Below are 6,050 nucleotides of genomic sequence, written 5' to 3' on the forward strand. Positions count from 1 at the left end.
TGCTTCGTAAACGGCTAAACCACTACTGACAACCGGAGGACATCGTGGCAACCACTTGGAATCTGTCCAAAGGTTTGGCCGCTGTCGTCACGGCATCGGCTGTCGCGTTCGGGCTCTGCCCGAGCGCGACAGCCGACCCGGCGGCGCCACAGCCGATACCGCAACCGAATGCGGCCCAAGGACTGCCGGGTCTGCCTGCCTTGTCGCAGCTCAGCCCGCTCATCCAGCAGGCGGCCACCGACCCGCAGCAAGCGACACAGCTGCTGATGGCCGCCGCACAAGCCTTCGCTCACAATCCGACCACGCCCACCGAGTCCAAAAACGTTGCGGCGGCGGTCAATCAATTCGTCGCGGAACCCGGTGCACCGGTGCAACACGTGCCCGCGGCAGGCGTTGAACCCGGTATGCAGTCCCACCTGCCGACCGGTATCGATCCGGCGCACGCGGCCGGCCCGGCTCCCGAGGCAGCACCTGCCGCGGCTCCGGCACCTGCCGCGGCTCCAGCGCCCGAGGCGCACCTGCCGGCCGGCATCGACCCGGTACACGCGGCCGGTCCGGCACCCGCCGCGGCACCTGCCGCGCCGGGGCCCGCCCAACCGGCCAACGTGCCCGTCGCCGCGCCGGTCCCGGCACCACCGGCACCGGCCGCAGCGCCGCCGGCGACCCCGCCCGCACCGGACGCCGCCCCCGCGGCGGCACCGGCACCCGCTCCCGCACCGGAGGCCGCTCCCACAGCGGCCGCTCCAGGGTTCGGCGCTGACACGCCGCCCACCCAGGACTTCATGTACCCGTCGATCGGCACCAACTGCCTGGCGGACGGCACCAGCGCCATCGCCACCGCGTTGTCGGTGGCGGGGCCGGCCAAGATTCCGCTTCCCGGGCCAGGAGCCGGTCAGACCGCTTACGTGTTCACCGCGGTCGGCACGCCCGGACCCGCCGAGGTGCAGAAGCTGCCGTTGAACGTCACATGGGTGAACCTGACCACCGGCAAGTCCGGGACCGTCGCACTCAAGCCGCGTCCGGACATCAACCCGGAGGGGCCGACGACGTTGAGCGCGATTGCCGACACCGGCTCCGGCAGCATCATGTCGACGATCTTCGGGCAGGTCACCACGAAGGAAAAGCAGTGCCAGTTCATGCCCACGATCGGCTCGACGGTGGTGCCGTAAAGCGGATCAGCGCTATTCCGCCGCGGTTTCAGGGTTTCCAATCCGGCGAGCGGCCGAGGTGGCTGAGAACGCGGTCAAGATCTGCCGCGCCGTCAGGCGCGGCGATGGCCGGGCCAAACGGTGCGCCGTCGGTGCTGCGGTACTCCCCATCTGGAACCGCGAACACGAGTGGCAGTACGGCAGCGACGACGTCGCCCGGGAGCGAAAAGGGTGCGCCGATGCTCCGGGCGACGTCCCAGCCGTGCGCCACGTAATCCACGAAGTGAAAGCCGATCGCCATCGCGCCCGGGAAGGTCGCCCCGGGGCCGATCTCGGGGAGGGCGAACGGTGCGTCGAGCACCCCGTCGAGCGCAAACGCGTCGAGCACGTCAGCGGCGGCAGCGGTGTAGACGCCGCCGGGATCGGCGGCCACGGCGTCGGCCACGCGGTCCGACGCCCATCTGGTCGGGCTGTCGCCGTCTCCGCGCGCGGCCGCGGCGAACCCGTGGTGCTGCGCCGTCATGTGGGCGAGCAGGTCGAGCAGGTTCCAGCCCGCGCACGGCGTCGACCTGCGCAGATCGTCCCGCGTGACCGCCGCAACGATCTCAACGGATGCCTGCACGGCGAGCCGGTGAAATGGGCGGACATCCGTAATAGTAGACATACGCATACCATAGGCGCTGACTTATCATCAGTCAACAGTTACGCTTTCCCGCATGGCACCCAGGGCACGACGTCCCGATCTCGCGGCGATGATGGGGCCACTGGTTCGCGAGCTGATCGCCGCCGAGGCCCCCGTGCTGGAAGCGCATGGATTGTCGATGTGGGGTTACATCGTGCTGGGCGCGCTCGATCGCTCGCCGGTGCGCAGCCAGGCCGCACTGGCGGAGGCGATCGGCGCCGACAAGACGCGCATCATCCCCACGCTTGATGACCTGCAGAACCGGGGCTATATCCAACGCCGCCCCGACCCAGACGACCGGCGTGTGCGCCTGCTTGCGCTCACCGACGCCGGCCGGGCCGCGAAAGATGCCGCGCAGGAAGACATCCAGCTCGGTGAGGAGCGCTGGCTCGCAAAGCTAACAGCCGACGACCGTCACCTGTTCCTGCGCGTACTGCAGCAACTGTCGGCCGCAGTTGGCGGCTAATACGCCATGAACAAGATGGCGTCGCGGTCGTAGTCGAGGCCAGGATGAACGCTGGCAAGGTGAGCTTGGGTCAATTCGACCAATTCGTCCTCATCCTTGCCGACGATGGCTTCGCCGCATGGACACGTTATGTGCGTCTTCACGTTGTCGACCTTCCCTTCGAATGACCGTGTTTACTTCGCCGCCTTGGCTGCTGCTTTCAGCCGCTTTTTATATGCGCGCACTTTCCCCATCGATTGGGCATCGACGATATCGGCGACGGAAATGTGCGAACCGGCCTGGCCGAAATCCCCGGCGGCCGCGCGCCATCCCTTCGGCGTCACGCCGTATTGCTTGCCCAACAGGGCCAAAAAGATCTGAGCTTTCACGTCGCCGAAGCCCGGCAATCCCTTGATCCGCCGCAGCAGCTCGTTTCCGTCGGGGTCACCGGCGATCCACAATCCGGCCGCGTCGCCCTCGTAGCGGTCCACGATGATCTGCGCCAGCGTTTGGATGCGCTTGGCCATCGACCCCGGAAAGCGGTGTATCGCAGGCCTTTCCGAGCACAACGCGGCGAACTTATCCGGGTCGAAGTCCGCGATGTCGGCGGCGTCGAAACTGCCCATCCGGTCCGCAATCTTCTTCGGTCCCGCGAAGGCAGTCTCAAATGGGACCTGCTGATCCAAAACCATCCCGATGAGCAGGGCCAGCGGATTGTCGGCCAGCAGCTTGTCGGCCTCAGGATCTTGAGCGAGGCAAAGTTTCACTGTCAACGACCTTCCTTCCGCTGAACACCCTAAGACCGATGACGCATTTGTGCGAAGACTACCTACCAAGACAGCGGCAGATAACCACCCGGTTATCGTGACGTGGTGGTGGATGAGGCCAAGTTGGCGCTAATGCTGGCCCGGGACGAACTGCATCAGCTCGTTACCGCCTACTGCCGAGCCGTCGACCGCGCTGACTATCACGCCCTTCGCGGCCTGTATCACCCCGACGCCACGGACTCGCACGGTTCGTTCTCGACGGGAGGCGTCGAACAGTTCATCGCGCAACTAGTGGCCGCGGAACCGTATGTGCGTGTCTCCCAACACAACATCACCACAACGAACTTCCTGGTCGAAGGCGACACGGCCCGCGGTGAGGTCTACTGCCTGGTGTTCCACACCTTCGCCGGCCCCGAGCACGACATCGACGTCATCATCGGCGGACGGTACCTGGACACGTACGGCAGACACGACGGCCGCTGGAAGTTCAATCAACGCACCATCGTGGCGGACTGGGCATACCAGAACGACCCGTCCCAAGTGAACTTCGGACACCCCAGCACCCGAGGAAGCCTGCGCGGCCAACCAGGCCAAGCCGACCCCTCGATCAGCCTGTTCGCTGCGCCCCAGGACTGAACCCCGTCAACGTGATTCGGCCACCGCTGTCGGCCAACGAAACTCAGCCGCTCTTGCGACGGAATTCCCGGCGGTTTCCCACCGCGCCGTGCGCCCGCGATTGCTTGCCGGTGCCGTCCTTGTGATCGGACCCGCCCGAGGATTTGGCCATCTTGCGGTCCAGGGCTTGGCGGAATTTGCGCTTGGTGTCGTCGTCCGACCCGGGCGATCCGGCAGCCTCCGTAGACTCCGACGACTTTGAACCCTGCCGGGCATTCGATTCAGCCATACGGGGCAGCCTAGCCCGCGTTTGCCGAAACGGTTGGGTTGGCGGCGCGGCTACCGCATACCCGGCGGCATGCCGTACACATGTGAGATCGGCAGCGTCAGCAACACCCGCCGGTCGGTGACCATGGCCTGCCGGTATTCGTCCCAGTCCGGGTGCTCACCGGCGATGTTGCGATACAACGCAATCAGCGCCTGCACGGTGTCGTCGTCGGGCGCGGCCGCCGGAGGCGTCAGCTCGGCGGTGCCCTCGGCGACGGCATACGACCAACCGTCGTCGGCGTCGACGAGGATCGAGGCCCGCGGGTCGCGACGCAGGTTGCGGGTCTTGGCGCGCGGCTCGGTGATCGATACCTGGATCACCAGGCTGCGCGGGTCGAAGTGATAGCTCACGTTCGACAGCTGCGGCCGACCGTCGCGCTTGATGGTGGCCAGCACCCCGAGGGAATGCCCACTGATCAAGGCCAGCAATTTGTCGTCGAAGACTTGGCGTCCCATGACGAAAGCCTACGTCGCACCGGGGCGGGCGGCCCGGGATAGTCGTTGCGCGGCCGACCTGGTGGAATCGGGGCATGACCAAGTACGCGGCATTTTTGCGTGGCGTCAACGTCGGTGGCGTCACCCTCAAGATGGCCGAGGTGGCGGCCGCGCTGACCGACGCGGGGTTCACCCAGGTACGGACCATCCTGGCCACCGGCAACGTGCTGCTGGAGTCGAGCGCCGGCGTGGCGTCGGTGCGCAAAAAAGCCGAAGCCGCGTTGCGCGACCGGTTCGGCTACGACGCGTGGGTGCTGGCCTATGACATCGACACGGTGCGCGCCGTGGTCGATGCCTATCCGTTCGAGCGCGAGGTCGACGGCTATCAGTCCTACGTCACGTTCGTCGCCGATAAGGCAGTGCTGGGCGAGCTCGCCGCGCTGGGCAAGGACGCGGGTCCCGACGAGAAGATCCGCCGCGGTGACGGGGTGATCTATTGGCAGGTCCCCAAGGGCAGCACGCTAGACAGCAGCATCGGCAAGACGATGGGTAAGCCGCGGTACAAGTCGTCGACCACGACGCGCAACCTGCGCACGCTGGACAAGGTGTTGCGCTGAGCCCCGGGCTACCAGACAGTCAGTGCGCGCCAAGGGTTTTCGACGCTTGCCGAGCCCTCATTCGTCGGGCACGGCTTCGATGTAACGCACCGCGTCGGCCTTGTCCAAACCGAGTCCGCGCGTAACCCGGACGTACTCGCGGGCCGCGGCCGCCATCGCGGCGTCGGTCGGGTCGTAGCGGGCGATGAAAGTGCCGAAGCGGCCGCGGGTTTCGATGATGGCGGAGGTTTCCAGCTCACGGTACGCGCGCGCCACGGTGTTGACGGCGACGCCGAGTTGGCCGGCCAGATCCCGCACGGTGGGCAGGCGAGTGCCGGGCGGCAATGCGCCCTCCCGGACCCCGTCGATGACCTGCGTCCTGAGCTGGTCGAACAACGGCTTTCCCGCCTTCATGTCGACCTTCAACCAGTCACGCAGCTCCACTCATTCAGTATCCCCCACCCCGGCTATCTTGGTGGGATGCGAGTAGCGGTGCTCAGCGGTGCGGGAATCTCCGCGGAGAGCGGTGTGCCGACCTTCCGCGACGACAAGAACGGATTGTGGGCCCGCTTCGATCCTTACGAGCTGTCCAGCATCCAGGGGTGGCGCGACAACCCGCAGCGCGTCTGGGGCTGGTATCTGTGGCGCCACTATCTGGTCGCCGACGTCCAACCGAATGCGGGCCACCGCGCCATCGCCGCCTGGCAAAACGACGCCCAGGTCAGCGTCATCACCCAGAACGTCGACGACCTGCATGAGCGCGCTGGCAGCCAGTCGGTTCACCATCTGCACGGCAGCCTGTTCGAATTCCGTTGCGCGCGTTGCGGTACGCGCTATTCCGGCGCGCTGCCCGCGATGCCCGAACCGGCGCTGGAGGTGGAGCCTCCGGTATGTCACTGCGGCGGCCTGATCAGACCCGACATCGTGTGGTTTGGTGAACAGCTGCCCGACGAGCCCTGGCAGCGCGCCGTGGAGGCGACCGAGGCCGCCGACGTGATGGTGGTGGTCGGAACCTCGGCGATCGTCTATCCGGCG

At 66.6% G+C, this 6,050-nt stretch carries 11 protein-coding genes; 5 read left to right on the forward strand and 6 right to left on the reverse strand.

What is annotated here, in order from left to right; translation table 11 throughout:
• Nucleotides 1-44 precede the first annotated feature (44 nt).
• On the forward strand, nt 45-1,169 hold the full coding sequence (locus A5782_RS24955; protein WP_067105038.1) for a hypothetical protein: 1,125 nt from the start codon (nt 45-47) through the stop codon (nt 1,167-1,169).
• A gap of 28 nt (nt 1,170-1,197) precedes the next feature.
• On the opposite strand, the gene A5782_RS24960 is transcribed toward A5782_RS24955, so the two are convergent.
• Nucleotides 1,198-1,812 carry a TIGR03086 family metal-binding protein gene (locus tag A5782_RS24960; RefSeq protein WP_197694342.1) on the reverse strand — a complete coding sequence of 205 codons (615 nt, stop codon included), beginning with the start codon at nt 1,810-1,812 and terminating at the stop codon, nt 1,198-1,200.
• A 52-nt stretch (nt 1,813-1,864) separates the two neighbouring features.
• Here A5782_RS24960 and A5782_RS24965 point away from each other — a divergent pair, with 52 nt between their 5' ends.
• Nucleotides 1,865-2,296, forward strand: a complete 432-nt coding sequence (locus A5782_RS24965) for a MarR family winged helix-turn-helix transcriptional regulator (protein ID WP_067105041.1) — start codon at nt 1,865-1,867, stop codon at nt 2,294-2,296.
• On the opposite strand, the gene A5782_RS24970 is transcribed toward A5782_RS24965, so the two are convergent.
• On the reverse strand, nt 2,293-2,439 hold the full coding sequence (locus tag A5782_RS24970) for a hypothetical protein (RefSeq protein ID WP_063892814.1): 147 nt from the start codon (nt 2,437-2,439) through the stop codon (nt 2,293-2,295). The two genes, A5782_RS24965 and A5782_RS24970, sit on opposite strands and share 4 nt — an antisense overlap.
• 30 nt (nt 2,440-2,469) lie before the next feature.
• Nucleotides 2,470-3,042: an HhH-GPD-type base excision DNA repair protein gene (locus A5782_RS24975; RefSeq protein WP_067105043.1), complete on the reverse strand. Its 573-nt coding sequence runs from the start codon at nt 3,040-3,042 to the stop codon at nt 2,470-2,472.
• Nucleotides 3,043-3,144: 102 nt separating this feature from the next.
• Between A5782_RS24975 and A5782_RS24980 the strand changes: the two genes are divergently transcribed.
• Nucleotides 3,145-3,678 (forward strand): nuclear transport factor 2 family protein, encoded by a 534-nt coding sequence (locus tag A5782_RS24980; RefSeq protein ID WP_067105044.1) that lies wholly within the window; start codon nt 3,145-3,147, stop codon nt 3,676-3,678.
• A gap of 43 nt (nt 3,679-3,721) precedes the next feature.
• Here the strand turns inward: A5782_RS24980 and A5782_RS24985 are convergent, their stop codons facing one another.
• Nucleotides 3,722-3,946 carry a DUF5302 domain-containing protein gene (locus A5782_RS24985; RefSeq protein ID WP_067105048.1) on the reverse strand — a complete coding sequence of 75 codons (225 nt, stop codon included), beginning with the start codon at nt 3,944-3,946 and terminating at the stop codon, nt 3,722-3,724.
• A gap of 50 nt (nt 3,947-3,996) precedes the next feature.
• Nucleotides 3,997-4,440 carry a PPOX class F420-dependent oxidoreductase gene (locus tag A5782_RS24990; RefSeq protein WP_067105049.1) on the reverse strand — a complete coding sequence of 148 codons (444 nt, stop codon included), beginning with the start codon at nt 4,438-4,440 and terminating at the stop codon, nt 3,997-3,999.
• Between the two features lie 74 nt (nt 4,441-4,514).
• Between A5782_RS24990 and A5782_RS24995 the strand changes: the two genes are divergently transcribed.
• On the forward strand, nt 4,515-5,036 hold the full coding sequence (locus A5782_RS24995; RefSeq protein WP_067105050.1) for a DUF1697 domain-containing protein: 522 nt from the start codon (nt 4,515-4,517) through the stop codon (nt 5,034-5,036).
• A 57-nt stretch (nt 5,037-5,093) separates the two neighbouring features.
• On the opposite strand, the gene A5782_RS25000 is transcribed toward A5782_RS24995, so the two are convergent.
• Nucleotides 5,094-5,459 carry a GntR family transcriptional regulator gene (locus A5782_RS25000; RefSeq protein WP_067105052.1) on the reverse strand — a complete coding sequence of 122 codons (366 nt, stop codon included), beginning with the start codon at nt 5,457-5,459 and terminating at the stop codon, nt 5,094-5,096.
• Between the two features lie 36 nt (nt 5,460-5,495).
• Between A5782_RS25000 and A5782_RS25005 the strand changes: the two genes are divergently transcribed.
• Nucleotides 5,496-6,050 (forward strand): NAD-dependent deacylase (locus A5782_RS25005; RefSeq protein ID WP_067105069.1); only part of this gene is annotated, 555 nt, incomplete at its 3' end.

The sequence above is a fragment of the Mycobacterium sp. 852002-40037_SCH5390672 genome, assembly GCF_001665875.1.
Taxonomy (GTDB): Bacteria; Actinomycetota; Actinomycetes; order Mycobacteriales; family Mycobacteriaceae; genus Mycobacterium.

Excerpts from the sequence above, each read along its gene's own strand:
- A5782_RS24960 (WP_197694342.1), bottom strand. The coding sequence starts at position 1,812 with ATGTCTACTATTACGGATGTCCGCCCATTTCACCGGCTCGCCGTGCAG.
- A5782_RS24965 (WP_067105041.1), top strand. The coding sequence starts at position 1,865 with ATGGCACCCAGGGCACGACGTCCCGATCTCGCGGCGATGATGGGGCCA.
- A5782_RS24985 (WP_067105048.1), bottom strand. The coding sequence starts at position 3,946 with ATGGCTGAATCGAATGCCCGGCAGGGTTCAAAGTCGTCGGAGTCTACG.
- A5782_RS24990 (WP_067105049.1), bottom strand. The coding sequence starts at position 4,440 with ATGGGACGCCAAGTCTTCGACGACAAATTGCTGGCCTTGATCAGTGGG.
- A5782_RS24995 (WP_067105050.1), top strand. The coding sequence starts at position 4,515 with ATGACCAAGTACGCGGCATTTTTGCGTGGCGTCAACGTCGGTGGCGTC.